The organism is Pseudomonas sp. JY-Q (assembly GCF_001655295.1).
In the GTDB taxonomy this organism is placed as follows: Bacteria; Pseudomonadota; Gammaproteobacteria; order Pseudomonadales; family Pseudomonadaceae; genus Aquipseudomonas; species Aquipseudomonas alloputida.
This window is the reverse complement of sequence record NZ_CP011525.1, coordinates 2,318,315-2,342,146: the sequence shown is the minus strand read 5'-3', so window position 1 is coordinate 2,342,146 and position 23,832 is coordinate 2,318,315. Positions and strand designations below refer to the sequence as shown.

At 63.4% G+C, this 23,832-nt stretch carries 19 protein-coding genes; 10 read left to right on the top strand and 9 right to left on the bottom strand.

All coding sequences use genetic code 11. From position 1 onward, the window contains the following. The first annotated feature begins 123 nt into the window (after window positions 1-123). Window positions 124-339 (top strand): DUF2970 domain-containing protein, encoded by a 216-nt coding sequence (locus tag AA098_RS10655; RefSeq protein WP_003250401.1) that lies wholly within the window; start codon window positions 124-126, stop codon window positions 337-339. Between the two features lie 629 nt (window positions 340-968). Here AA098_RS10655 and AA098_RS10650 read toward each other — a convergent pair. Beyond that, window positions 969-2,045 (bottom strand): ABC transporter substrate-binding protein, encoded by a 1,077-nt coding sequence (locus AA098_RS10650; protein ID WP_004575747.1) that lies wholly within the window; start codon window positions 2,043-2,045, stop codon window positions 969-971. 213 nt (window positions 2,046-2,258) lie between these two features. Here AA098_RS10650 and AA098_RS10645 point away from each other — a divergent pair, with 213 nt between their 5' ends. After that, a complete protein-coding gene (locus AA098_RS10645) occupies window positions 2,259-3,911 on the top strand; it encodes a nitrite/sulfite reductase (RefSeq protein ID WP_003250394.1) in 1,653 nt (550 codons plus the stop codon). Beyond that, window positions 3,895-4,389 carry a DUF934 domain-containing protein gene (locus AA098_RS10640; RefSeq protein WP_003250391.1) on the top strand — a complete coding sequence of 165 codons (495 nt, stop codon included), beginning with the start codon at window positions 3,895-3,897 and terminating at the stop codon, window positions 4,387-4,389. The genes AA098_RS10645 and AA098_RS10640 overlap by 17 nt, the downstream gene beginning before the upstream one ends. A 46-nt stretch (window positions 4,390-4,435) precedes the next feature. On the opposite strand, the gene AA098_RS10635 is transcribed toward AA098_RS10640, so the two are convergent. Further along, window positions 4,436-8,623, bottom strand: coding sequence for an NEL-type E3 ubiquitin ligase domain-containing protein (locus AA098_RS10635; RefSeq protein ID WP_064614203.1), 4,188 nt, complete (start codon window positions 8,621-8,623; stop codon window positions 4,436-4,438). 204 nt (window positions 8,624-8,827) lie between these two features. Between AA098_RS10635 and dkgB the strand changes: the two genes are divergently transcribed. From dkgB to AA098_RS10610, 5 genes are all read left to right on the top strand, one after another. Continuing rightward, window positions 8,828-9,631, top strand: coding sequence for a 2,5-didehydrogluconate reductase DkgB (gene dkgB / locus AA098_RS10630; protein WP_060544841.1), 804 nt, complete (start codon window positions 8,828-8,830; stop codon window positions 9,629-9,631). A gap of 20 nt (window positions 9,632-9,651) precedes the next feature. Continuing rightward, window positions 9,652-10,824: an MFS transporter gene (locus AA098_RS10625; protein WP_064614202.1), complete on the top strand. Its 1,173-nt coding sequence runs from the start codon at window positions 9,652-9,654 to the stop codon at window positions 10,822-10,824. 253 nt (window positions 10,825-11,077) lie between these two features. Beyond that, the gene (locus tag AA098_RS10620; protein WP_003250383.1) at window positions 11,078-12,310 is read left to right on the top strand and encodes an MFS transporter; all 1,233 of its coding nucleotides are present in this window, start codon (window positions 11,078-11,080) and stop codon (window positions 12,308-12,310) included. Window positions 12,311-12,346: 36 nt separating this feature from the next. Next, the gene (locus AA098_RS10615) at window positions 12,347-13,120 is read left to right on the top strand and encodes a helix-turn-helix domain-containing protein (RefSeq protein WP_064614201.1); all 774 of its coding nucleotides are present in this window, start codon (window positions 12,347-12,349) and stop codon (window positions 13,118-13,120) included. Between the two features lie 141 nt (window positions 13,121-13,261). Then, complete coding sequence (locus AA098_RS10610) at window positions 13,262-14,410, top strand: M14-type cytosolic carboxypeptidase (RefSeq protein ID WP_003250378.1); 1,149 nt, start codon at window positions 13,262-13,264, stop codon at window positions 14,408-14,410. A gap of 76 nt (window positions 14,411-14,486) precedes the next feature. On the opposite strand, the gene AA098_RS10605 is transcribed toward AA098_RS10610, so the two are convergent. The 7 genes from AA098_RS10605 to AA098_RS10575 all read right to left on the bottom strand — a co-directional run bounded on the left by AA098_RS10605 (window position 14,487) and on the right by AA098_RS10575 (window position 20,831). Continuing rightward, a complete protein-coding gene (locus tag AA098_RS10605) occupies window positions 14,487-15,458 on the bottom strand; it encodes a spore coat U domain-containing protein (protein ID WP_003250377.1) in 972 nt (323 codons plus the stop codon). Beyond that, on the bottom strand, window positions 15,455-17,752 hold the full coding sequence (locus AA098_RS10600; RefSeq protein ID WP_064614200.1) for a fimbria/pilus outer membrane usher protein: 2,298 nt from the start codon (window positions 17,750-17,752) through the stop codon (window positions 15,455-15,457). Before AA098_RS10600 ends, AA098_RS10605 begins: the two co-directional genes overlap by 4 nt. A gap of 108 nt (window positions 17,753-17,860) precedes the next feature. Beyond that, the gene (locus tag AA098_RS10595) at window positions 17,861-18,637 is read right to left on the bottom strand and encodes a molecular chaperone (RefSeq protein ID WP_014861818.1); all 777 of its coding nucleotides are present in this window, start codon (window positions 18,635-18,637) and stop codon (window positions 17,861-17,863) included. A gap of 40 nt (window positions 18,638-18,677) precedes the next feature. Beyond that, window positions 18,678-19,181 carry a spore coat U domain-containing protein gene (locus AA098_RS10590; protein WP_003250371.1) on the bottom strand — a complete coding sequence of 168 codons (504 nt, stop codon included), beginning with the start codon at window positions 19,179-19,181 and terminating at the stop codon, window positions 18,678-18,680. 3 nt (window positions 19,182-19,184) lie between these two features. After that, window positions 19,185-19,718: a spore coat U domain-containing protein gene (locus AA098_RS10585; RefSeq protein WP_060537680.1), complete on the bottom strand. Its 534-nt coding sequence runs from the start codon at window positions 19,716-19,718 to the stop codon at window positions 19,185-19,187. An 18-nt stretch (window positions 19,719-19,736) separates the two neighbouring features. Next, window positions 19,737-20,273 carry a spore coat U domain-containing protein gene (locus tag AA098_RS10580; protein WP_012052961.1) on the bottom strand — a complete coding sequence of 179 codons (537 nt, stop codon included), beginning with the start codon at window positions 20,271-20,273 and terminating at the stop codon, window positions 19,737-19,739. A gap of 30 nt (window positions 20,274-20,303) precedes the next feature. After that, window positions 20,304-20,831, bottom strand: coding sequence for a spore coat U domain-containing protein (locus tag AA098_RS10575; RefSeq protein WP_033725550.1), 528 nt, complete (start codon window positions 20,829-20,831; stop codon window positions 20,304-20,306). A 268-nt stretch (window positions 20,832-21,099) separates the two neighbouring features. Between AA098_RS10575 and AA098_RS10570 the strand changes: the two genes are divergently transcribed. Together AA098_RS10570 and AA098_RS10565 are read left to right on the top strand one after the other, a co-directional pair. Further along, window positions 21,100-23,346, top strand: coding sequence for an ATP-binding protein (locus AA098_RS10570; protein WP_004575754.1), 2,247 nt, complete (start codon window positions 21,100-21,102; stop codon window positions 23,344-23,346). Between the two features lie 15 nt (window positions 23,347-23,361). Beyond that, window positions 23,362-23,823 carry a response regulator gene (locus AA098_RS10565; protein ID WP_003250360.1) on the top strand — a complete coding sequence of 154 codons (462 nt, stop codon included), beginning with the start codon at window positions 23,362-23,364 and terminating at the stop codon, window positions 23,821-23,823. The last annotated feature ends 9 nt before the right edge of the window (window positions 23,824-23,832 follow it).

Genomic DNA, 23,832 nt, shown 5'->3' with positions numbered 1-23,832 from the left:
CAGGCCTCAAGGGCCGTGATTGACCTGTAGGAGCGGGTTTACCCGCGAAGAGGCCGGCACAGGCAACCTCACAACCATTGCCTACACTGTCCTTGATTGCCTCTGATTTCCCCAGGAGCCACCATGGACGATTCCAGCCAGGGCAAACCCCCGACCTTCTGGCAGATGCTGCACAGCATCCTCGCTGCCGCCTTCGGCGTGCAAAGCGGCAAAAACCGCGCACGCGACTTCACCCACGGCAAAGCCAGCCATTTCATTACGCTGGGGGCGCTGTTCACCCTGGTGTTCATTGCGGTATTGATCGGCCTGGTGCAATTGGCGCTGCACCTGACCCGCTAGCCTATGCCGGCCTCTTCGCGGGTAAACCCGCGCCTACAGCGGCCTGTGTCCAACCAGCGATGCGTGTGTAGGAGCGGGTTTACCCGCGAATACGGTCGCGGCGGCAACGGTGAACGGCAGGTGGTAATTGGCCAGCAGGCCCGGCCCTTTCGCGGGTGAACCCGCTCCTACGACGGCCCTTCCCCAACCAGCGATGCGTGTGTAGGAGCGGGTTTACCCGCGAATACGGTCGCGGCCGCAACGGTGAACGGCGGGTGGATATTGGCCAGCAGGGCCGGCCCTTTCGCGGGTAAACCCGCTCCTACGACGGTCCCGCGCCATTCTCAAGGGATATGTTTTCACCGCGAAGAGGCGGCCACAGGCAATAATAAAGCGCCTGCGAGACTCCCTCCCACAGGCGCCCTGCTACATCACGGTCTTGAGTTTCAAGTCACTGGTGGCTGACCCAATACACCGCAGTGACCACCACCAGAACGATCAGGCAGAGGATCGCCCAGGCATCGACGCTGCTGTCAGCTTTGCGGACCTTGGTTGAGTTTCCCATTGCATTGCCTCTTGTAGTGGTTATGGGAATGCACTTCACCACCAACAGTTAAGACGAGCAATGCCCTTCCCTCAAGCAGGGTCATTCAATATTCGACCGGTGACGCCAGAAACGGGTAACGGTAACCGGGCGGGCGCCCTTCAGCACTGTAACGCCGAAAATCGACGCCGTAGTCGTCCCTTTCCAACAGCTTCAGCCAACGCCTGGCCTTGGCCTGATCGATTTCCTGCAATACCGGAACACGGCGCTCGCGCAGGCCGTCGCGGTTCAACGCCAGCCCGTGGGCGTCATCGTGCAGCATCACCATGGCCCAACCGCCAAGGGTGAAATGCCCACCCATCAGCACGCTCAAGCGCCCATCGATACGTGCGCGCAAGGCTTCGGGCGAGCTGTTGACGGCAGCGAACAGCACGTCACGACCCGCCGTGTACCCGGCCTCCTCGAACGCCTGCATGGCACCAAAGGCCATCTGATCATTGGCCGACCACACCAGCCGGGTGGCCGGGTAACGCTCAAGCAACTGCTTCGCTTGCTCGTAGGCGCGCTGGCGGTTCCAGCCGCCGTATACCACTTGCCGCAAGCGCACCTGAGGGAAATCGGCCAGAGCGCGGCGCATGCCCTCAACGCGCAACTGCGAGGCCGGGGTGGTCTTGACCCCGGCAAAAGCCACCAGATCCACCGGCCCTGCGTCGCGAGGCAGCTGCGCGAGCATCAGGTGCAACATCTGGAAGCCTGCCTGCTCGTCGTTGCTCATCAAGGTACCCAGTGGCTCGGCATACTTGCCGGGCTGGGCCTCGATGCTGAGGCGCTGGCTGGCGGTCAGGCCATTATTGACCAGCAGCAGTTTCACCCCGGTGCCACGCGACAACCGCAGGATTTCCGGTGCCACGTACTGCTCATTGACCAGCACCAGGTAATCCGGACGCTGCGGCGCACTCAGGATCGCCCGGGCCTGGGCCAGTGCCAGGTCGGCTCGGCGCTCGCTGTATTGCACCTGCAGGGTCATGCCCAGCTCGTCCGCGGCGGCCTGCATGAAGCGGGTATAGCTGGTCCAGAATGTCTCGGTGGACAGCCCCGGGTTGAGGAACACCACCGAAGCCGGTTGCGCATTTGCCACCAGTGGCAAGGCAAGGCACAAGCTTTGGCACAGGGCCTTGAGCATGGGGTCACATCTCTGCGAAGCAAACGCCGGATTATAAACGCCTGACGATGCTCAGCGCACAAATGGCAGTCAATCTCACATAGTCCATTTGGTTCTTTTCATATGCAAAAACATCACTTTAGCGCATAACCGCAACCTGCTATCGTTCCCCGGCTCCGTACCGGAGTGCGCGGCCGTGCGCGCGAATAGCTGCATGCCTGAGACAGGACTTTTATGTACGTATACGACGAGTACGATCAGCGGATCATCGAGGACCGCGTCAAGCAGTTCCGTGATCAGACCCGCCGCTACCTGGCCGGTGAGCTGAGCGAAGAAGAATTCCGCCCTCTGCGCCTGCAGAACGGCCTATACATCCAACGTTTCGCGCCGATGCTGCGTGTCGCGGTGCCGTACGGCCAGCTGAACGCCAACCAGGTCCGCACCCTGGCCAAGATCGCTCGCGACTATGACAAGGGCTATGCCCACATTTCCACCCGCCAGAACGTGCAGTTCAACTGGCCGGCGCTGGAAGACATCCCCGACATCCTCGCCGAGCTGGCCACCGTGCAGATGCACGCGATCCAGACCAGCGGCAACTGCCTGCGCAACACCACCACCGACCAGTTCGCCGGTGTGGCCGCAGACGAGATCGTCGACCCGCGCCCGTGGTGTGAAATCGTCCGTCAGTGGACCACCTTCCACCCGGAATTCGCCTACCTGCCACGCAAGTTCAAGATCGCCATCAACGGTTCGCAGGAAGACCGCGCCGCCATCGAAGTGCACGACATTGGCCTGGAGCCCGTGCGCAACGCGGCCGGCGAACTGGGCTTCCGTGTGCTGGTCGGTGGCGGCCTGGGCCGTACCCCGGTGGTGGGCTCGTTCATCAACGAGTTCCTGCCATGGCAGGACCTGATCAGCTACCTCGACGCCATCCTGCGCGTGTACAACCGTTACGGCCGCCGTGACAACAAGTACAAGGCGCGGATCAAGATTCTGGTCAAGGCCCTTACCCCGGAAGTGTTCGCCGAAAAGGTCGAGGCCGAAATGGTCCACCTGCGTGGCGGCACCACCACCCTGACCGAAGCCGAAGTGCAACGCGTATCGCGCCACTTCGTCGACCCCGAGTACCTCGCACTCGACAACGTCGACTATACCGCCCTGGATGCCGAGCACCCAGGGTTCGCCCGCTGGCGCTCGCGCAACACCCGCGCCCACAAGCGCCCGGGCTACGTGGCTGTTACCCTGTCACTCAAGCCTACCGGTGTTGCCCCGGGCGACCTGACCGACAAGCAGCTGGACGCCGTGGCCGACCTGGCCGAACGCTACAGCTTCGGCTTCCTGCGCACCTCGCACGAGCAGAACATCATCCTCGCCGACGTCGAGCAGCGCCAGTTGCACGCGCTGTGGCTTGAACTGCGCGAAGGCGGCTTCGCTACCCCGAACATCGGCCTGCTGACCGACATCATCTGCTGCCCGGGTGGCGACTACTGCTCGCTGGCAAACGCCAAGTCGATCCCGATTGCCGAGTCCATCCAGCGCCGCTTCGACGACCTGGACTACCTGTTCGACATCGGCGAAATCGACCTGAACATCTCCGGCTGCATGAACGCCTGCGGCCACCACCACGTGGGCCACATCGGCATCCTCGGCGTGGACAAGAAGGGTGAGGAGTTCTACCAGGTGTCGCTGGGCGGCAACGCCGCACGCGGCGCAAGCCTGGGCAAGATCCTTGGCCCGTCCTTCGCGCAGGATGACATGGCCGATGTGATCGAGAAGCTGATCGCCGTGTACGTCGAGCAACGTACCGAGGAAGAGCGTTTCATCGACACCTACCAGCGTATCGGCATCGACCCCTTCAAGGAACGCGTCTATGCAGCGAATCATTAAGAACAACCAGATCGTCGACGAAACCTGGCACCTGCTGCCCAAGGAAACCTCGTTCGACGAGCTGACCAACTGCGACGACTACATCGTGCCGCTGCAAATGTGGCGCGACCATGCCCATGTGCTCAAGGCCCGCGATGGCGGCCTGGGTGTATGGCTGGACAGCGACCAGGAAGCGGAGGAAATCGGTGAAGACGTGCACCACTTCCAGGTCATCGCCCTGAACTTCCCGGCATTCACCGACGGCCGCAGCTACTCCAATGCGCGCCTGCTGCGTGACCGCTACAAGTTCAAAGGCGAACTGCGCGCCATCGGCGATGTGCTGCGCGACCAGCTGTTCTTCATGGCCCGCTGCGGCTTCGACGCCTTCGCCATCCGTGCCGACAAGGACCCGGAAGACGCGCTGCAAAGCCTGAAGGACTTCTCGGTGACCTACCAGGCCGCCACCGACGAACCGCTGCCGCTGTTCCGCCGCCGCTGATCGTCCCGCCCCAGCGAACAGCCCGCCTCTCGGCGGGCTGTTTCGTTCACAGGGCGTGGCGTTGAATTGCCTCTCGGCTCAATTCAAGCAAAAGCTGCCGTTTCGCGACCTCACGCGCTGCGCAGATATGCTCGACCTGGGCAAAGTAGTCGCCATCGCTCAGCGTTTTCGACTGTTCGAGCAACGCATCCAGGCGCTGCTGAAAAGGCTCGTCCAAGCGGCTGAAGCGCGCCGCCTGCTGCTCGTGCAGGTAGTCCTGCCAGAAGGATCGATCTGCCAGCGCCTGCGCCAAGGCTTGTGGCGTTTCCTGCCGCAGCACCTCGCTGCGCGCGGCGTCCAGGTCTTCGCGGCCAACCCCGCTGAAACTCTCATACGAAAGATGGCTGGGCTGCACGGGAAGGTCGAGGCTATCCGCCAGCCTGACGCGATAGGTCAGGTAAACCTCAACGGGATCGTTCGAAAAGTAATCCGCAATATGCCGCGCGGCAATTGCGTTGACTTTGTCCAGGCGGAACAATGAACGCCCCAGCCTGACCAGCGCCCGCTCCTTCTGCAACCCGGTACCGGCTGCACCGGCCTTGGCGACCAGCGCGCCAACCTCCAGCTCGCTGAGCGTCAGCAGCAACTCGTCGCTGCAACTGCGCGGCCGGGCAACTTGCTCGAACAGGCTCGCGCGTACTTCAGCGTGCTGTTCGCAGGCTTCGAGGATATGCCACACCCGCGCCTGAAGGTCGCGCGGTTGTGCGTCGTATTCACGCAGGGCGCGTAAATCAGAGAAAAAGCGAAACAGATCCTGCGCCCCGGCTTCCTGGCTCAAGCGGTTCCAGCTCGCCAATCGCACCTCGCGCTGGGCTGGCGTGAACCCTGAAAACCAAGGGGCTGCAGCGTTCGGGATCGAAGTGGCATGAGCTGCACGTCGACGCTCAGCAGCCCCGGCCGACGCCCTGGCCAACTGCAAGCGCTGCAGGGTTTCGTCCGAGAGTGGATTGTCGTGCAGCTCCAGGCCCCGCCACAAGCGAAGCGGCACTAGGGACAACGCTTCAGGCAGCGTCTGGATCTGGTTGTCACGCATGTCCAGCAACTCCAGATTACCGTGCCTGGCCAGATCAGCGGGCAGATCGCCCAGCCCGGTGTTGCGCAAGGACAGCCGGCGCAGCAGGGGGAAAGACGCCAAGGGTGGCAGCAAGCCGACCGGGTTACCGTTGAGCTCCAAGCGGCGCAGCTCCACAAGCTGGCTCAAACGCAGGTTATCCTCGCTGGAAAGCACGATCTGGTTGCCGCCAAGGCGCAGGGTCCTCAGTTCGGTCAGTTGCTCGATACCTGCGGGAAGGCGCGTCAGCTGGTTGTTCCGCAAGTCCAGGTTGCGCACCTTGCTGAAGCGACCAAGAAAGCCCGCATCAAGGCTCGTCACCTGCATATCGCGCAGGGTCAGGTGCGTGATGTGGTCGAAACTCACATTATCAGGCAACGCTGGCAGGTCACCCACCCGCTCGCCCACGAGGGTCAGGTGGTAGTCACCCGCCACCTCTCCAGGGGTAAAGCGCTGCCAGCTTGCCGTAATGCGCCTGGCAACCTTGATACGACGCAGGCGGCGAACAATGTTCAGCCCTGCGTCATTTCGCCAGGCTTGCAATGCCTGCTTGAGGCTGACCTTGGCCTGTAACAGTTGGCTGACATGGTCCCACGGGTCCACCCCCCGCTGTGCCAGGTCTTGCAGGTAGCCCTCCAGCTGCTCACTGCTCATCACCGGGAACACGTGGTTCAACGTGCGCCGCAGTGCCTGGCGGGTGCCTGTCAGCTGGCCACTGAGCGGGTAGCCCAAACGCCCATCGAACAACCGCACAGGAGGGCGAATCCCCTGCCCCACACGGGCCAGCCCAATCATTCGGGCCGCCGCTTCACGGTCAGCGAGCGCCTCACGCCCAAGCCGCTCACCCAGTGCGTCATCCGTCATCTGGCTAATACCGAGCAACTGTCGCTGGCGGCTGTCCAGTTGCCGTCTCAACGTCTGCAGCAACCCACCCCTGCCCGCGGCAGGCAGCTCAACGTTGACCCCAGCCGACCAGGGGGCGATGGCATCGAGCAGGCCCAGCGCGAGCTTGCCGGTATCGTCATTTTCTGCCGCGGCCTGGCGCAACCCTGCGCAGGCACGGTCTATCCGACTGTCGCGTATTGCCCAGCGTGCACGTTCCGCCAAGGCCAAGGGCACCCGGCCTGCGCCCGTCAGGCTCTCCATCTCGACACTGCTGGCCCCCTCGACGATTTCCCGTGCGCAGCGGTGGGAAAGGCCTGGGAAGTCCCGCATCAAGACCCGGTCTGCTGCTTGCGGGCTGATCTGTCGCTCGTTGAAGACCTCCTCGAAAGCCTCACCTCGCAACGCCGGGAAATCACGGTGCAATTGCTGGCGCTCGATGGCATCGAGCAGGCGTGCCGGCGGGGGCGCATTTTCCAGTAACAAACGGCGCAGGCTGTCAGCCTCGAAACCCGTGGCCTGCAACGCCACAGACACCGCCTCATCGGGCACCTGCGCCGTACGACTGGCAAGGCGGCGCACCATGTAGGCGGCGTCATGCCAGCGCTGCGGTTGTTCGAACTCATGCACCCATCCCCCGGCACCATTGTGCTCAAGTGCCGGTACGTAGGCCTGTGGCCTTGATGGATGATGAATACGCCATGCGCCATCGTCCCCTTCACTCACCTCATAGACAGCATCGTGCAGGCGCCTCAGCGAACGGCCAGTTTCATTCACGGCCTGTCCTACCATCAGATCGACGCCCTCACGCTGATAGCCCGACAAGGACGGGTCACACAGCCGCAACTGGCCATCGCCCAGGCTTACCGGCACCAAGGCATCCACCTGCACCACTCGCTGGGCCAGCTTGCCAAGTGCCGTCGCCCCGGCCGCCGTCACCGCCGTCATCACAACCGTGTCGGCCACGTTGAACAAGTGGCCCAATGCGGCGTCGCGATCACCCAACTGCCAATCCTGGTAGCTTTCGTACACCTCACCTGCCAGCTGCACCACCGTAAGCCCCAGCAGGGCCTGCCCCAACACAGGCACAAACAGCGCTGCCAGGCCTGCTACGCTCAACCCCAAATCCAGATAGCCCTGCAAACGTGCGCGACGGTCGGCGACATCTTCATCCTCTGTCGAAACGGCCAATACCCGTGCGTCATCCAGCATTTTGTCGATCCGGGCTTGGCGCAGCGCGACAAACACGTCGCCCTCGATCGCAAAACAGCGGCCATCCAGCTCAAGCGGGAGAACGGTATTACCGTGGCTGAGCAGCGCGTTCAGCGCCGCGCAGAAGGCGACGCGATCACGCTCTGCGACGAAGCGCTGGAAGTAGCGCCGATACGCTTCATTACGCAAACGTATGCCAAGGGTCATGTACAGCAGCTCCCAGCTGGTGTGCCAACTCACCGGGGCATACGGGTCCTCAGGGAACCACGCGATAACACCAAGCAGGCGGGCGTTCTGACGCACTTCGATCACCAGTGCGCCAATGACCTCCTTGCCCAACAGCCGCAGGGTGTGACACTTCAATACGGTGTTGTCGGCTGGCAGGAAAGACCCTGTGCCCACCACCTGGTTGATCCACTGACAGGTCTGCTCATCGATTTCACCCTTGATTCTTGCGACGATTGCAGCAAGCGCCAGGTTGGCGCTCATCGCCTCCTCCAGGGCACTCTCGACGGCCACCCCCTCGCCTTCCAGCTTCGATTGCAAATGGCTTTGATAACGCCTGCCAATATCGATGTCTCTGCAAAGGTGGACAAAAGCTTGCGCACTTAGCGGCAGCAGGTGCCCGCTGGCAGTGACCAACTGCGACCCGGCCGCGAACCAGCCAGGCTGCATTTCCTTTTCGTGGAAGTTATGCAGTGCCGCCGAAAGAAGCGTCTGGGTGCTGACGATGCGTGTTGACGTGCTAGGTAGAGCAGGTGATATCGACGGTTTGGGCTGCAGGGTCACCAGCCTGAGCTGAGCCTGGCGCAAATCCACCTGCTTGATCGAATGGGCCTCGGGTGCACGTTTGAGCAACGACTCGGCGAACTCATCCAAGGGGGTTATAGCCCTTAACCAGGCGTCGACGTGGTCCTGCGCCCGCTGTTGGCGCAAAGCAGCGGCGCGCAGCCCTGTCAGCTCTTGGGCAGATGCGCGCTTGAGCCAGCCTGGCAGCTGACGGGCAATCAGCGCATCGATGGAGTCGGCGGGTATTACTGAAGGGGTCATGGGCAGCCTCAACGCTTGATAAAAAAGCGCTAGCTGAACAAGGTTCCAGTCCCCTCGGGCCCTATTTATGTAGTGAATGCACAGCTTGAAAATGTATTTGTGACTACAGGTCAAAGGACTTTGGCGCCATGGCGGCTTATTCGCTGCCGTTCAAACCTGCACACTGGCCATCACATGATCCTCTTCCTATTCAGGAGCAACCCCATGAGCGTTCCTTCCTTCGGCCTCGGCACCTTCCGCCTCTCCGGCCAAACCGTCATCGACTCGGTCAAGTCTGCCCTGGCAGTCGGCTACCGCGTCATCGATACCGCCCAGATCTACAAGAACGAAGCCGAAGTGGGCCAGGCCATCGCCGAAAGCGGCGTGCCGCGCAGCGAGCTGTTCATCACCACCAAGATCTGGGTCGACAACTACGCCGCCGACAAGCTGATCCCCAGCCTGCGTGACAGCTTGCAGAAGCTGCGCACCGACTACGTCGACCTGCTGCTGATCCACTGGCCAGCGCCGGGCAATGGCGTAGAACTGCCCGAGTACATGAAGGCCCTGGCCGACGCCAAGCAGCAAGGCCTGGCTCGCCAGATCGGCGTTTCCAACTTCAACATCGAGCTGACCAGGCAAGCCATTGCCGTGGTCGGCAAAGGGGAAATCGCCACCAACCAGATCGAGCTCAGCCCCTACCTGCAGAACAGCACGCTGACCGCGTTCCTCGAGGAACAAGGGATCACCGTGACCTCGTACATGACCCTGGCCTACGGCAAAGTGCTGAAAGACCCGGTGCTGGCCCAGATCGCCGCCAAGCACAAGGCTACCGTCGCCCAGGTTGCCCTGGCCTGGGCCTTGCAACTGGGCTATGCCGTGATCCCGTCGTCGACCAAGCGTGAAAACCTGGCCAGCAACCTGCTTGCCCGTGGCCTGACGCTGGACACCGACGATATGGCACGCATCGCCAAGCTGGAGCGCAACGGCCGCGAGGTCAGCCCTGACGGCCTGGCGCCAACCTGGGACTGACACTGATGACTGCTCAAACAATGAGACCCGGCCGCGTGCTCTTCGCGTTGGCCATTGGCGCCTTTGGCATCGGCACTACCGAGTTCACCCCGATGGGGCTACTGCCAGTCATCGCCCAAGGCGTGGAGGTGAGCATCCCCAGCGCCGGCATGCTGATCACCGCCTATGCCATTGGCGTGATGGTCGGCGCGCCGATCATGACCTTGCTGTTCAGCCGCTTTGGGAAGCGCGCTGCGCTGATGGCGCTGATGGCCATCTTCACCCTTGGCAACCTGCTGTCGTCACTGTCGCCGGACTACTACACCCTGCTCGCTTCGCGACTGGTCACCAGCCTCAACCATGGTGCGTTCTTCGGCCTGGGAGCCGTGGTGGCAGCCAGCGTGGTGCCCAAGGAAAAACAGGCCAGCGCCGTGGCCACCATGTTCATGGGCCTGACCATCGCCAACATCGGCGGCGTACCGGCCGCCACCTGGATCGGCCAGCAGATCGGCTGGCGCATGGCATTTGCCGGTACCGCCGTACTTGGCCTGCTGGCCATGGCCGCGCTGTGGTACGCCCTGCCCAAGGGTGAACGCGGCAGCGTGCCGCATGTGCGCAAGGAACTGGCGGTCATTGCCCGCCCCAGCGTGCTGCTGGCAATGGCCACCACCGTGCTCGGTGCCGGCGCCATGTTCACCTTGTACACCTACGTGGCGCCGGTGCTGGCCGAACTGACCGGTGCCTCGGACGGCTTCGTAACCTTGGCGCTGGTACTGATCGGCGTTGGCTTCACCCTTGGCAACAGCCTGGGTGGCCGCCTGGCCGACTGGTCGCTGGATGGCGCGGCGAAAATCTTCCTTGCCGTGCTGGCGCTGATCATGCTGCTGATGCCCCTGGTACTGAGCAGCCACCTCGGCGCTGCCATCGCCCTGCTGGTCTGGGGCATGTTCACCTTCGCCGTGGTACCGCCGCTGCAAATGCGTGTAATGACTGCCGCCATCGAGGCGCCAGGCCTGGCGTCGTCGATCAACGTGGGTGCGTTCAACCTGGGTAACGCCGTGGGCGCGGCGCTGGGTGGTGCGGTTATCAGCCTGAACCTGGGCTACGCCGCCGTGCCAATGGCCGGAAGTGTGCTGGCGGCTGCGGGGCTGTTGCTGGTATGGCTGGGCGGCCGCCACAAGGTCGCCGGCAAGACCGCAGCCGATATGGCCTGAAGGCAACCACCTGCAGGAGCGGCCCACCGCGATACAAGGCCGCTTCTGCACACGGGCCGCACCTGACGCCTGCGACGCACCGTTCCTCACTGCAATGATGAAATGCCGGGCGATTGCGTGCGCTTGTCAGGCTGTGGGCACGGATGCCCGAAACGCGACATTGGCTGCCTGTTCGGCGTGAGACAGGCAACCTCGGCACTGGATAACCTGCTGCGGCAATGCCTTGTTCCCTTGCCCTAGAAGAACCTTGCCCATGACAACCTCCGCCGCCTCCGTAGCCGCCGCCACGCCTGCCGACCAGCCTCAGGGCTTTGTCGTGCGCATCGTCGGTGCTGCTGCATTCGCCCACCTGCTCAACGACCTGATTCAAGCCGTACTGCCGTCGATCTACCCCATGCTGAAAAGCGATTTCGCGCTGAGCTTCGCCCAGATCGGCTGGATTGCCTTGGTGTATCAGGTGACCGCTTCCCTGCTGCAACCTTGGGTCGGCATGTTCACCGACAAGCACCCACAACCCTACCTGCTGCCTGCCGGCATGGTGGTGACGCTGGTGGGCATCGCCCTGCTCGCCTTTGCCGGCAGCTATGAAATGCTGCTGGTGGCCGCCGCCGTGGTCGGCGTGGGTTCGGCCACCTTTCACCCAGAGGCCTCGAGGGTCGCCAGGATGGCTTCCGGCGGGCGCTTCGGGACCGCGCAATCAACCTTCCAGGTCGGCGGTAATACCGGCTCGGCCCTCGGCCCACTGCTCACCGCTGCCATCATCATTCCGCACGGCCAACCGGCCATTGCCTGGTTCATGCTGGCCGCTGCGCTGGCCGTTCTGGTGCTGCTGCGGGTGACGGGCTGGAGCGTGCGCCACGGCCAGGCCCGGCTCAAGAGCTTCGCGGGGCAACAGGCCCCCGGCCTGTCGCGGGGTGCCATGTGGCGCGCTGTGGTGGTGATTGCCGTGCTTATGTTCGCCAAGTTCGTCTACATCGCTTCGTTCACCAACTTCTTCACCTTCTACCTGATCGAGCATTTCGGCCTGAGTGTGCAGCACAGCCAGCTGTACCTGTTCGTGTTCCTCGCAGCCGTTGCGCTGGGCACCTTTGCCGGTGGCCCGGTGGGTGATCGCATCGGGCGCAAGGCCGTGATCTGGGTCTCGTTCCTCGGCGTGGCGCCCTTCGCCCTGGCCCTGCCCCATGCCAACCTCGCCTGGACAGCCGTGCTGGCGGTGGCCATCGGCCTGGTGATGTCCTCGGCATTCGCTGCCCTGGTGGTGTATGCCCAGGAGGCGGTGCCAGGCCGGGTCGGCATGGTTTCGGGGGTGATGTTCGGGCTGATGTTCGGCATCAGCGGCGTGGGTGCAGCCGGCCTGGGCACACTGGCCGACCGGCATGGCATCGAATGGGTGTACCAAGCCATCGCGTTCCTGCCGCTGCTCGGGTTGGCCACCGCCTTGCTACCGGCCACCCGCTCGCGGGCCCGCCCTGGCCGTTGCTGCTAAAGTGGCCCTGCCAGGCTGCTTCGATACGAGGTCACGATGGTAAAGCCACAGCGTGAATTGCTGGTGGAGGTCGATGAGTGGACCTGGGAAGTGGGTAGCCGTGCGACAGACTACCCAAGCGACTGGTTCATCGAGCCCCATAGCCATACCAAGCATCAACTGATCTATGCCATCAAAGGCCTGATGATCGTCGCGTCCGGGAACGAATGCTGGACAGTGCCACCCAGCCGCGGTGTGTGGATGCCTTGCGGCCAGGTGCACGCCATTCGCTGTGTCGGCGACGTGAAGATGCGCAGTGTGTTCGTGCGCATCGACGCGGCAACAGGCCTGCCCCTGCAGAGCAAGGCCATCAGCATCTCGCCCTTGCTCAGCGAACTGATCAAGGCCTCGGTGGGGTTCACCGCACCGTTTGCCGAGGACTCGCGCGAAGCCCGGGTCATGCGCCTGATCCTCGACGAAATCTGCGTACTGCCGACCTTGCCGCTGAAGCTGTCGCAACCCAGCGACCAGCGCCTGCGGGTGATCTGCACGGCATTGCATGAACGGCCCGACGATAACGCCACCGTTGCCGACTGGGGCGTGCAGCTGGGGGTGGACGAAAAGACCATCCAGCGGTTGTTCCGCAAGGAAACCGGCATGACCTTTGGCCAGTGGCGCCAGCAGGCGCGGCTGATGCTGGCACTGGAGCGGATTGCCCTGGGCGAGCGAATCATCGATGTGGCGGGCGCCTTGGGCTATGACAGCCCAAGTGCCTTCGCCAGCATGTTCAAGCGCCAGTTCGGTACCACGCCCAGTCAGTTCTTCAGATAACCTGAAGTCCACGCATTTGCCGGCCTTGGCCCGCGGCATACGGGCCGTCCGCTGACGGCTCGCCCTGCCTGTTCTTGCACAGCATCCCCGCCAAGCCGTATACAGTACCCCTACAACAATGCCCGCAAAGGAGCCCGGCACATGACCGTGACGCTGTCCCCCCTGCAGATCGACTGCGATTTCGACTCCGGCAACATTCAGGTACTGGATGCCAGCAACCCGGCCCAGGTACACCTGGCCATTCGCCCGGACACCCACAGCGGCCACTACCAGTGGTTCCACTTCAAGGTCAGCGGGCTCACACCGGGGCAGGTCCATCGCTTCAGCCTGGACAACGCTTCTGGCTCCTCGTACAAGAACGCGTGGAGCGGCTACAACGCTGTGGCCAGCTACGACCAGCAGCGCTGGTTCCGCGTGCCCAGCCAGTTCGACGGTACGGCGCTATCGTTCGAGGTCAAGGCTGAACAGGACCAGATCTGGTTCGCCTATTTCGAGCCCTACCCGCGTGCCCGCCACAACCAGCTGATCGAACGGGCCCGCCAACTCCCGGGGGTCGAGTTGCTGGCCAGCGGCCGCAGTATCCAGGGCCGCGACATCCCGCTGCTGCGGGCAGGCGACGGTGCCGAAGGCAAGCGCAAGCTGTGGCTGATTGCCCAGCAGCACCCGGGCGAGCACATGGCCGAATGGTTCATGGAAGGCGTGATCGACCGCCTGCAGGCCAACGACGCAGTGGTCCAGCAATTGCTCGCCAAGGCCGACCTTTACCTGATACCCAACATGAACCCCGACGGCGCCTTCCTCGGCCACCTGCGCACCAACTTCAAAGGCAAGGACCTCAACCGCGCCTGGCAGGACGCCAGCGTCGAATTCAGCCCGGAAGTGTTCTTTGCACAGGCGCAGATGAAGCAGTACGGTGTGGATGCCTTCATCGACGTGCACGGTGACGAAGAGATCCCGCACGTGTTCACGGCCGCATGCGAGGGCAACCCCGGTTACACCCCTCGGCTGGCCAAGCTCGAAGAGCAGTTCCGTACCACCTTGTGCAGCCTGACTCGCGACTTCCAGACGGTGCATGGCTATACCCGTGACGAGCCCGGACAGGCGAACACGACGCTGGCCTGCAACGCGGTGGGCATGGCCCATGACTGCCTGTCACTGACGCTGGAGATGCCGTTCAAGGACCATGACGACGCGCCCGATGCAGTTGCCGGGTGGTCGGGGGCGCGCTCGAAGGCACTGGCCGGCGCGGTGCTGGAGACCCTGGCAAGCATGGTAGGCGATTTGCGCTGAACCTCGTCTTGCGCAACCCCTGCAGGAGCAGCACGTCGCGACACGCGGCGGCTCCTTCGGGGGTATAGACCGCTGTTCAGAACTGCACATCCAGTATCACACTGTCGGTATAGGTCGCAGCCGGCGGTGTCGCCTGATCGGTATAGACCTTGGCGTTGTAGTTGAACACCTGGCTACCCGTGCCGGTACCCACGCCGGGGTTGATGTCGGCATCCGTACTGGAACGCCTGGCAGCCCCGGACGCCCCCCAGCGCACGGTACCGGCACTTTTGAAAATGTCATAGGCCAGGTAGTTGTTGGCCGAAGACTTCATCCGCCGCCGCCCACCGGACACGTTCTGCCCGTCACCCAGCCCTACCGTGTAGCTGCTGCCCTTGGTGCATGACACGTTTATGCCCTGGCTCACCGTGCCGAACCCCGCCACCACCGGCGCACTGGCGAAGCTGATGTCGGGGGTGGTGATCTGGCAATCGTTGGTCACCGTCAGGCTCACGTTCAAGACCTGGCTACCCGAGCCGATGTCACGCCCAAGGCATATCCCCAACGCGCCAATACCCGAACAATAATCCCAGCTCCAGGCCACGGTCAGGGCCTCTTGATACAACCCGGCCGCGACATTGCTGCCAATCTGGGTGCGCATGTAGATCGGCACCGCCTTGGGCGTGGTACCGCCGAGCAGCCCCAACAAGTCGAGGATGCCGTTGCGGGCGAAGTCGTAGGCCACACCCCGGGTAATCGGGTAGCGGGTGGTGTTGTCGGCATAGAGCGTGTAGGGAATGACATCGCCTGTCGGGCCGACCAGACCGCCCGAAGCGGGCGTGATCGTGGCGTAGAAATGATCACCGCTGCTGAGCAAGGTCAGCAGCGAACCGGTGCACTGCAACCCGGAGTTGAGGCTGGAAGCCGTCTGTACCGTGTTGCGAACCTGCGTCGAATTAAGGCTGCCAAACGCTGCCGGCAAGGTGGCCACCGACGAGCAAAGCGCCCAGGCCGTACTGCTCGGCAACAGCAGCACGCTCGCCACCAGGCCCCGCCGCCAGGCATTCATCGGCACACCAACGGACCAATCAAAGGGACCGAGCCTTGCGCGTCAGGCAGGTCGAACGCCACTTCGCAATGCCCACCCCCTTCAAGCGCCACCTGAAGGCGGTTATGCGACGACAGGTTCTCCAGGTACACCAACCCGTCCCACCCCACCACCGCCTGGGTGCCACTCTCTGCGTGGGTAACACGGCTACCCAGTTTGAGCACCTGCTGGTTGCCATCCACCAATTCGACACTGGCCGCCATGACGCGCTTGAGGGGGAACTCCAGCAAGTAGCCACTGCCCCGTCGTACCGCCACACGCTGCTCAACGTCCGGCGCGAGGACATCCGGTGGCAGGTTCATGGGGTCGATCTCGTACTTGCCCCGGTAGTAACCGCTGCTGTAAGGCACCAGCAAGTGCCCCTTGGCATCGGTACGGCCGATTTCCTGGTTTTCATAACGCACCGGTACATCGGCGTAACCTGCGGTGCTGACCACCACGAAGGCATCATCGATACGGTTGGCGGCGAACACGCCGGCATCCATCCACACCAGAGAACCACTGGCGTCGGCCCAGCGGGTCATCTCGCCGCTGCTGCCATACACACCGGCCTGCAATTGTACCGATTGCAGGCGCCAGGTGACGTCGGCCTGGCGATAGGCATCACGGTCGCTGCCTGCGGCATAGCCCAGGTTGTAACCGACGCCGACACCCGCTGGCACCGCGCGGCTGTAGTTGACCCGTTGCAGGGTCTCGCCTTCATTGCTGCGTTCCATGCTCAGCGCCAGGGTGCCGTGCAGGTCGAACGGGATCACCAGCTGCGCCTGCACCGCCCACTGGCTGTCACCCACTTCACGGTTGGCCGACAGGTACACACTGCTGCTGCCCCACAGCGGCTTGCTGTAGCTCAGGTTGATCAACCGGGTACGCGTTCCGTCACCGGCGCGCACGTCGAAGTAGCCAGCGCCAATGCTGCCGTACGCGTTCAGGTTGACACTGAGGGTAACCTGTTCGCTGCTTTTGCTCAGTTGCATGTCCGGGGAGCCCACCCGGCTCAGGTCGGCATAATCGCCATGACGTTGCAGGCGCTGGTAACCGAAGCCGATGCGCTGGCTGTTGTACTGGTAGCCAAGGGCGACCTGGTGGCCCTTGTCGCCCTCGAACCGGCTTTGCGCCAAGGCGGCGTTGAGCACGCCGAAATTGCCCACGCGCATGTTGCCACCCAGCCCTCCGAGCATCAGCGACTCCGCCGTTTCGGCGTGGGTTTCCAGGGTGAACATGTCACTGAGCCCATAGCGCAGGCTGCCCGAGGCAATACCCGGCCCATAGCTGAAATCGCGTACGCCGTAATCCCGGCGTAGGCTGCCGGCGGCCACCGAGTAGTCCGACAGGCCCTTCTGCAGCAGGCTGCTGGTGACATAGAACGGCAAGGTGGTCGACACCTGCCGGCCAAGGGCATCAGTGGTGACCACCACCGCCTCCCCGGCCCCGTTGATGAACGGCACGTTGGTCAGGGTGTACGGGCCTGGCTGAAGTTCGGTGGTGCTGGACTTGAAACCGTTGATGAACAGGTCGAGCGACGTGGGGACCGCCGCTTCACCGGCGAACGCAGGCAACGGGTAAGTGACAAGATCCGGACGCACCGCGAAGTCGCGTGACAGCTGCACCCCGCCCACGCGCACCGAACTGCTCCAGGGCAAGGCGCCCGTCACGAAGTCACCGGTTTCGTAGGTCAGCAGGCGCTGCTCGTCGGTAAAGCGCCAGGTGGTGTCGTAACGCATGAAACCTCGGCGCGTATCGTCCGCCTGTGCGCCACTGAAAGACTGGCGCCACTGCCCGGTACTGGAAAAGGTACCCCAGCTGTCGAACAGGCGCAGCTCGTTCCAGGCGGCCAGGTAGGTGCCGCCTTGATCGGTGTCGTTGAGATACAGGTCGTAGTTGAACAAGGCGCCAAAACTGCTGCGCGCATCGCTGGCCGGGTAAAGGTTGCGATCACCCACTTGCTGGTCAGGCAACCAGGCCGGCGGTACCTGCAGCAACAGGCGCTGGTTCTGACTGTCGTAATCGGTATGCAGCCCCGCGATGCTGTCCAGGGCCACCTCCCCCTGGGGGTTGCCCGGCAGCGAAACGCCGGCTGCGCGCAATAGGTCGCTGTCCAGGTACAACCGCCCGGCCCGCTGCTGCACCGGTATCAGTTCAACCCTGGGCATCTGGTTCACCACCAGGTCGAGGTAAAGGGTGGCCTCGGCGATGGCGGACATCTCCGTGGGCGGTGGGGGCAAGTCGTCGGCCAGCACCAGCGTGGGGCTGACCATGGCCAGCCCTAGGCACCAGCGGCACGTCGTCGCCGGGAGCCGTTTCACACACGGTTTCCAACCATTGCCGGGTCCTCCTTGGCCCCTGCACTTCATTTAGCCGTTGGCTCATTGGCCTTGGCGGATGGCGTCCGCCGAGTGTTGACCATTGACCCTGCCCTTCAGCACGCTAACGTTGCCGGATGCCACGGGAGCCGGCCAGCGCATGCTTGCCCCTGGCAGTACATAGCCCAGCAGGCCTTCAGCCAGTGGCTTGCTCTGGGGGCCTTGCTGCACGACCACATCGGTCAGCCGCGCATGTACCGGGCCCGTGTTACGCAGTTCAATGTAGGGCTTGCCCTGCACCGTCACCGGGCGCCAACTGAGCTGTGGCTTGCCCACGCCCTCGGCATTGCGTTTGCCTTCAGGGTCGGCCTTGCCCCACAGCCCTTCGCCATAGACGAACAGCGGCACCGAATAACGCATCTGCAAACGAATGGCCGCCGTGGCACCGGGCTCGGCCTTGTCGACCGGGATGGCGGGCGGAATCTCGTCGATGATGATGCGGTAGGCCTGCTCCTGGCCGGCGGGTGAAGGGCCGGTACGGGTCAGGCGGATCAGCTGCTTCTGCCCGGGCGCAATGTTGGCGACCGGCGGGCTGCCGATAATCTCGCGCTGCGCCTGGAACTGCTCCTGGTAATCACCCTGGCGCCAGGCGAATACCCGCACCTGCAGGTTTGCCGGCGCAGTGCCACGGTTTTCCAGCCACAACGCACCGGCCTTCTGGTCGGCCTCCAGCACCGGGTCGATCGGCCAGATCAGCACCGAAGTGGCCGCCCAGGCCGGCAGGCTTGCCAGCGACAACAATCCAGTCAATCCACGCGTCCACTTCGCGCCTGCCCGCATGCAGCTCTCCTTAGACACTTGTCAGGGGTGGCGCTGGCCGTTACCAGGTCACCGTCACTTGCACCACATCGGTATAGGTCCCTGCCGGCAGTGTGCCGGTCAGCTGGACCCTCCCGTACACCGGAAGCTTGATCGCCGTCGGGTCGGAATAGCTCACCGCCACGCTCTGGCCGATTCCCAAGGCCTGGCTATAGGCGGCGTCCCGGTACAACTGGTAGGCCAGCACTTGCGTGCCACTGGTGCGCTTCAGGTTGCGTGTGCCACTGGCAGTGTTTTGCCCGCCGTCCAGGCTCATGCTCATGGCCACGCCCGGCGTGCACTGGAACGTCACGGTAGAACCACCCAGCGATGTGCTGAGCAGCCCCGTGGACAGCGCCGACTGCGAGCCATAATCGAGCGTGCCGTAGCTGGTGACACCCCCCACCACCAGGCACCCGGCGACAACCTGCGCCGTCACCGTGAAGGTACTGGTGGTCACTGCCCCCAGTGGGGCGGCCAACAACATGCTGACGCCAGTCAGGCTACCTGCCAGCCAGCCGCGCATGGGTCAGAACGACAGCTCGACCGAGATCGTGTCGCTGTAGACCCCTGCGGGCAGGCCCGCCTTGCCGACGGCCTTGCCGTAAAGGTTGACGGTCTGGGCGGCGCCGGTACTGGTCGGCAGGGTGATGGTGTCGTCGACAGCCAGCAACGCCGTACGCCCCGCGTCGGTATAGAGGTCGTACGGTACAAAGTTGCCAGAACCATCAGCGAGCGCACGGGTGCCGCCGCTCGACTGGCCGTCATGCAGGCCGGCACGCACTTTGATCACGGGCACCGTACCTGCAGAGCACAGGATGCTCATGGCGCCCCCCCCGCCTCCCAGCACCTGGGCATTGGCGGTGACGAACAAGGCATCCTGGGTACCGAAGTTCAAGGCACCGAAGTTAAGCCCCGACGTGCCCGACGTGCCATTGACCTGGCACGCCGCAGTCAGCGTCAGGGTCGAGCTGATACTGCCCGTCACCGTGGCCGCCTGGGCCTGGGAAGCCAACGCCAGGCCCAGGCCTGCGAGGACGCAAAATGAAAGGTTCGTTCGCATCGGAGTCTCCTTGCGTGGTTACCAGTCCAGGGTCACTCTGAGGGTGTCGCGGTAAAGCCCGGCCGGCAGCGCACGCGGTTGCGCCACTACCACACCGTAGATGGGAATCGGTACTTGCTGGCTGCTGCGAATGGTGAAGGCACGCGCCTGGCCGACGCCGTAGCGGCTGTTACCGCCTGGGTCGACCGCCAGCTGATAAGGAATCAGTTCACGGCCGTTGCTCAGGCGGCGAATGCCATCGTCGCCATTGAGGCCACCATTGATACGCACGTTGAAGGCCCGAACTTCAGGCGTGCAACTGATTTGCAGGCTACCCTGGCCGCCCACTTCGTCCACCTGGCTGCGCAACGGCTGGTCCCAGTTCGGACCGCGCTCGCCAAAGTCCAGTACGCCTGGGTCACCCAGCACAGCCGGTTGCGTCTCGTTGCTGCTGATCTGGCAAGACGCGCTGATCACCAGCCGCGCCTGGATGAAACCGGTGGTGCTGCCATGCACCGCACCGCCTGGGACCAGCAGCGGGCCGAGGGTGAGCAACAGGATCGAAGTGCGGCTCATGGCATGGCGTCCTTGTGCATGGTGGCGTCCCTACCAGGTGACGGTGACTTTCAGCAGGTCGGCATAAACCCCTGCATCCGGCACCCAGGCCAGTTTGTCGATACGTGCATACAGCGGCAATTCCACCGAACCGCTGCCCGGTACACGCGCCGATTGGGCTACCCCCACTGCCAGCGGCTCACGCCAGGCAGCGTCACGGTACAAGCGGTAAGGAATGGGCCGCGCCAGGCGATCGTCGCTGGCCAGGTAGCGCAGTTCGCCGACGCCACCATGCTGGCCACCGTCGACCCGCACCTGATAGGGCGTATCCGGGTTGCACTCCAGGCGCGGCGGGCGCTGGCTTAGCAGCACACCGCTCAAGGGCGCGCCAGGGCCATCCAGGCGCGCCGTCGCCCCCAGGTCGATACGACCCAGGGCCTGAGCCCCCGCATCGCGGGTCTGGTTGACCAGCATGCAGCCACGCTGCACCAGTACCCGCACTTCCACGAGAAAATCCGCCGCCACGGTACTGCCGCTGAACAACAGGCCGAACAGCGCGGCCAGCATGCGCTCCGTCACCTTGTTATCCTTATCGAAACGTCCTGAACTGAGCGTAGCAGTGAGGTGGCGCAGCCGATGTGGCATAACGCCATTTTTTTTGTATTAGCGATAAAGCGATACCGTGGCATCAAAAAAAGCCTGTACCACACAGAACCCGTGGCCAACCCGTGCCTCCAATGGCCAAGAGCCGGTAAATGCACCGGGATTCTGTTAGGGTGAATCGTACTCGTCCTGCGCCAGACACCTGTGCCGTACACGGACGGACATGACAGGAGCTTTTTCAATCATGACTGCAGACAACTCACTGGCAGACGCCATGGAGCGCTGTGCCCAGGAGCCGATCCAGGTTCCGGGCAGCATCCAGCCTCACGGCTTTCTGCTGGTGCTGGATGCCACCGACCTGTGCGTGCTGCAGGCCAGTGAAAATGTCGAGCACTGGTTGGGCTTGCCAGCCCGTGAACTGATCGGTTGCCGCTTCGCCGACCTGGTTCACGAGGGCTTTGACCTGCACGCGCACCTCACACGGCTTCCTGAAGATGAAGTCTTCCCGTTCCACATTGGCGACGTGCGCTTGCACCAGGGCGCCCCCATCAGTGCCCTGCTGCACTTGCTGGTTCATTGCCACGATCAGGTACTGATTGCCGAGTTCGAACCGCCCCGCCTGCCAGCAGACCTGGTCGGGCAAGGCGACTATTACCCGTTGGTGCGCAGCTTTGTCGCCAGTCTGCAAGTGGCCAGCAGTATTGAAGACCTGCTGCAGCAAACGGTGTTGCAGTTCAAGCGCATCACCGGCTTTGGGCGGGTCAAGGCCTACCGTTTCGATGCCGAAGGCAACGGCCAGGTGCTGGCCGAAGTGGCCGACCCAGGCTACCCCAGCTACGCGGGCCTGTGCTTCCCGGCTGCAGACATCCCGCGCCAGGCGCGCGAGCTGTACCGGGTCAACCGTATCCGCGTGATCGAAGATGCCAACTATCAACCCTCGCCTCTGCTGCCCGCTACCAACCCGCGCACCGGCAAGGCGCTGGACATGAGTTTCGCCGTACTGCGTAGCGTGTCGCCCGTGCACCTGCAGTACATGCGCAACATGGGCACGCTGGCCTCGATGTCGCTGTCGATCGTGGTCGACGGCGAGCTGTGGGGGCTGATTTCCTGCCACCATCAGCAGCCACGCCCGGTGGACCTGCGCACCCGCACGGCCTGCGAGCTGTTGGCCAGCGTACTGTCGTTGCAGATAGAGTCCCGCGAGTCCCATGCCAGCACGCGCAAGCTGTTGGCGCTGCGCCAACACATCGTACGCATGATCTCGTCCATGGCCGACCACGACAGCGTCAGTGACGGCTTGCGCGACCTGCCTCACGTGCTGCTGGCCTTCGCCGACGCCCAGGGCGCGGCAGTGATCTCGGCCGAGCGCTGTGACCTGATCGGCCAGACTCCGCCTGAGGCCCAGGTGACGGCGCTGGTGCACTGGCTAGGCCAACGTGACGAAGACAGCGTGTTCCATAGCGACAACCTGCGCCGCGACATCACTGAGCTACCCGAGCTGGCAAACCATGCTGGCGGGGTGCTGGCGGTGGCCATCTCGCAGATCCACTCGCACTACCTGCTGTGGTTCCGCCCCGAGCAGATACGCACGGTCAACTGGGCCGGGCAGCCGACCAAGCAGGTCGGGCCACAGGGCAACCTCGACCCGCGGCACAGTTTTGAACGCTGGCAGGAAGAACTGCGCGGCTATTGTCAGGCGTGGGACCCACTGGTGATCGAGGGCGTGATGGAGCTGCGCACCGCGGTACTGGGCATTGTCCTGCGCAAGGCCGAAGAGCTGGCACAACTGGCTGGCGAATTGCGCCGCTCCAACAAGGAGCTCGAAGCGTTTTCCTACAGTGTTTCCCACGACCTGCGCGCCCCGCTGCGGCACATCGCCGGCTATACCGAACTGCTTGGCGAAATCGAAGGCCAGGGCCTGAGCGAACGCGGCAAGCGCTTCCTGCAGCATATCGGTGAAGCGGCGCACTTTGCCGGCAGCCTGGTCGACAACCTGCTCAACTTCTCGCAGATGGGCCGCTCGGCCTTGCGCCTGTCCGACGTCGACCTCAACGCCCTGGTCGAGGCCATTCGCAGCGAGCTGGCCCCCGATTACGAAGGCCGCGCAATCGTTTGGGACATCGCCCCGCTGCCCAAGGTGATCGGCGACCCGGCATTCATCAACATGGCCTTGCACAACCTGATAGCCAATGCCATCAAGTACACTCGCGGCCGTACGCCTGCTCGCATCGAGATCAGTGCCGTACAGCACCCTGACGAAACCGAGGTCTGCATCCGCGACAATGGCGTGGGCTTCGACATGGCCTACGCCAACAAGCTGTTCGGCGTCTTCCAGCGCCTGCACCGCATGGAAGATTTCGAAGGCACCGGCATTGGCCTGGCGAGCGTACGCCGCATCATCGAGCGCCATGACGGTCGAGTCTGGGCCACTGGCCAGATCGACCAGGGCGCCAGCTTTCACTTCACCCTACCCCGAAACACTGCTACCTGAGGCACCGCTACCATCATGCTCAAGCCCATTCTGCTGGTCGAAGACAATCCCCGAGACCTGGAGCTGACCCTGCTGGCCCTGGAGCGCAGCCAGTTGGCCAACGAAGTCATCGTGCTGCGTGACGGCGCCGATGCGCTCGACTACTTGCTGCGCCGCAACGCCTATGCCGAGCGCGATGACGGCAACCCTGCCGTGCTGTTACTCGACCTGAAACTGCCTAAGGTCGACGGCCTGGAAGTGCTCAAGGAAGTGCGCGCCACTGCCGAACTGCGCAGCATCCCCACCGTGATGCTGACCTCTTCGCGCGAAGAGCCCGACCTGCTGCGCGCCTACGAGCTGGGGGTAAACGCTTATGTGGTCAAACCCGTGGAGTTCAAGGAATTCGTCACCGCCATCTCCGACCTCGGGGTATTCTGGGCAGTGCTAAACGAACCGCCACCCGGCTCACTGCGACTGAACCGTCGCGGTAGCAACTGAGGCCGCCGC